Origin of the sequence: Achromobacter sp. (assembly GCF_036567245.1) — a bacterium.
Classification (GTDB): domain Bacteria; phylum Pseudomonadota; class Gammaproteobacteria; order Burkholderiales; family Burkholderiaceae_B; genus Achromobacter.
In genome coordinates this window covers 1-3,033 of record NZ_DATCUY010000565.1, presented here as the reverse complement: position 1 = coordinate 3,033, position 3,033 = coordinate 1, and the positions used below count along the sequence as shown (strand labels likewise).

Below are 3,033 nucleotides of genomic sequence, written 5' to 3'. Positions count from 1 at the left end.
AATGCGATCGCCGCCGCACGCGAGGCGCGGCTGGCCGGCATGGTCAGCGTCGGCTTCGCGCCCACCACCGCATCGGTGCTGGCCAGGCCGTTCTACGCAGCCATGGCCGAACGCTATCCAAACGTGCGCCTGCATCTGGTCGAGGGCTTGTCGGGCAACCTGGGCGAGCTGCTCACGGGGCGGCGGCTCGATCTGGCCGTGCTGTTCCAGAACGACAGCAGCCAGGGCCGCAGCGCCATCCCGGTGCTGGACGAGCGGCTGTTCCTGCTGGCCCGGCGCGGCATGGTCGCGCTGCCCGACGGCGAACCCATCACCATGGCGCAGCTGGGCAGCCTGCCGCAGGCGGTGACCAGCAAGGCCCACGGCCTGCGGGCCTGGGTCGAAGCCGCCTTCGAACGGGCCGGCGTGGAGCCCTGGATCGGCGTCGAGGTCGACGGCCTGACCACGCTGATGGATCTGGTGCAGGCCAATGCGCTGGCCACCATCCAGCCCGGCGCGGCCGTGGCCCGCGTGGAGTCCGGGCTGCTGAGCATGCATCCCATCGACGATCCCTTCCTGTTCCGCCGCAACCTGGTCTATTGCATCAATGACGAGGAACTGTCGCCAGCGGCATTGGCCGCGCGCGTCGTGCTGCTGGACGTGATGCGCGCGCTGGTGCGCAACGGCGGCTGGCCGGGAGCAACCCTTCTCGATTCGTGATGCCCCCATGCCTGGGCCGTGGCTAGGCCCTGCCCCATCCCGCAGATAAATTGCCAGGCATGGATGCCGTGGCATGGTGCGGCGGCGATGGAGCTTCACGAATTCCGATGACCACTGACACCCAAGCCGGGGGACGCCTGCGCATTGCCTCGATGCGTCCGCATTGCACCGAGGCGGAATGGAACGCCCGTGTCGATCTGGCGGCCTGCTACCGCCTGGTCGAGATCTACGGCATGGCCGACATGATGGCCAACCACATTTCGGCGCGCGTGCCGGGCGAAGACAACGCCTTTCTGATCAACCCCTACGGCATGATGTACGAGGAGATCACGGCATCCAGCCTGATCAAGGTGGACCTGGACGGCACCATCCTGGCGCGGCCCGACTTCGGCGAACTGGGCTACGGCATCAACAAGGCCGGCTATGTGATCCACAGCGCGGTGCATGCGCACCGCCACGAGGTGGACTGCGTGATCCACACCCACAGTTGGGCGTCGATGGCCGTGTCCTCGCTGGAATGCGGGCTGCTGCCCCTGACCCAGACCGCCATGCGCTTCCTGAAGATCGGTTACCACGATTACCAGGGCGTGGTGCTCGGCGTCGAGGAACAAGCGTCGCTGCTGACAGACCTGGGCCAGGGCGAGGCGCTCATCCTGCGCAACCACGGCGCCCTCACCGTGGGCCGCACCGTGGGCGAGGCCTTCAACTGGATGCACCGCCTGGAACTGGCCTGCCGCTCCCAACTGGCGGCGATGGCAACGGGCGCGCGGCTGCAGCCCGTGGCAGCGTCCGTGCTGCACGAGACCTGGAACAACTATCAGCCCGGCACGCGCCGCCCTTACGGCGTGATGGAGTGGCCCGCCCTGCTGCGCAAGCTGGACCGGCTGGACCCCGGCTACCGCGACTGAGTTTTTCGAGTTTGCAGGCGCCGGCCGGCGTGGCGGCACGGCGCCATCGAAAACACCACTATGCCCACGCGAGGAGACATCATGAACACTGCACGAGCCCTGCTCGCTTCCGCAGCGCTGGCTGGCGCCTGTACGCTGGCGCCAGCCGCGGCCGCGGATTATCCCGACCGGCCGGTGAAGGTCATCGTGGCGTTCTCGCCCGGCGGCACCACCGACACCCTCACGCGCAGCGTCACCAACACCCTGACGCAGAAGCTGGGCCAGCCCTTCGTGGTCGAGAACAAGCCGGGCGCGGGCGGCAACATCGGCACGGAATTCGTCGTGCGCGCTCCGGCCGACGGCCACACGCTGATCGTCAACTCCGTGGGCCCGATCGCCGTCAATCCCTCGCTCAACAAACTGCCCTACAGTCCCCTGACCGATCTGATCCCCATGGTGCAGATCGCCACCGTGCCCAATGTGCTGGTGGTGCCGCCGTCTTCCCCCGCCAAGGACATCCAGGGCTTCCTGAAGTACGTCAAGAGCGCGCGCCAGCTCAACTACAGTTCGACGGGCGTGGGCACCTCCTCGCACCTGTCGAGCTACATGCTGATGGACGAGCTGGGGGTCAACGCCACGCACGTGCCCTACAAGGGCGCGGACGCGGTCAACGACCTGCTGGCCGGGCGCATCGACTTCATGTTCGCCACCATTCCATCCGTCATCGGGCATATCCGTTCCGGCAAGCTGCGCGCGCTGGCGGTCAGCACCTCGCAGCGCTCCGCTACCCTGCCGGAACTGCCCACCATTGCGGAATCCGGCTACCCGGGCTTTGACGCGGGCTCCTGGTTCGGCTTCTTTGCGCCCAAGGGCACGCCGCAGCAGGTCGTGGAGGTCGTCAACCGCGAGGTCAACGCCGCGTTGCCAGCGCTCAACGAACAAATGCTGCGCGAAGGCGCCGAGCCGGTCGGCGGCACGCCCGCGCAATTCGGCGCCTTCATCAAGCGCGAACACGACAAGTGGGCGGTGCTGGTGCGCAAGTTCGCTCCCGAAGCCCATTGAACCCGCCGCCATGACGCAAGGTTCCGACATCCGCATCCTGTGCTCGCCGGCCGAAGCCCCGCCGCTGCGCCTGGCGCTGGACCGCAGCCCGGCTGCGGGACGCTATGCGCTGGTCCACCCCGTGGCGGGCCAGCCCACGACGGCCGAGGCCGCCTTCGTCTCGCGCGACATCACGGGCCATTCGACCAAGTTCGAAATCCAGCCATCCACCGCGCTGTATTACGAAGCCATGCGCCAGGCGCCGGCGCTGCGCTGGGTGCACGTGCATTCGGCCGGCGCCGACCGCGAGATCTACCTGAGCCTGCACGCGCGCGGCGTGGCGGTCACCACCTCGCAAGGCGCCAGCGATCCGGTCGTCGCGCAGAGCGCCATCGCGGGCGTGCTG

The 3,033-nt window shown here is 68.1% G+C and carries 3 protein-coding genes and 1 pseudogene; all 4 read left to right on the top strand.

The genetic code is table 11. The features are described from left to right. The coding region (locus VIR09_RS23840) for a LysR substrate-binding domain-containing protein (RefSeq protein ID WP_332015090.1) at positions 1 to 699 on the top strand (699 nt) is incomplete at its 5' end. 107 nt (positions 700 to 806) lie between these two features. After that, entirely contained in the window at positions 807 to 1,607 is an 801-nt protein-coding gene (locus tag VIR09_RS23835) for a class II aldolase/adducin family protein (RefSeq protein ID WP_332015089.1), read from the top strand. Positions 1,608 to 1,688: 81 nt separating this feature from the next. Then, positions 1,689 to 2,648 carry a tripartite tricarboxylate transporter substrate binding protein gene (locus tag VIR09_RS23830; protein ID WP_332015088.1) on the top strand — a complete coding sequence of 320 codons (960 nt, stop codon included), beginning with the start codon at positions 1,689 to 1,691 and terminating at the stop codon, positions 2,646 to 2,648. Positions 2,649 to 2,658: 10 nt separating this feature from the next. Further along, a pseudogene (locus tag VIR09_RS23825) lies at positions 2,659 to 3,033 on the top strand (D-2-hydroxyacid dehydrogenase); the annotation flags it as partial.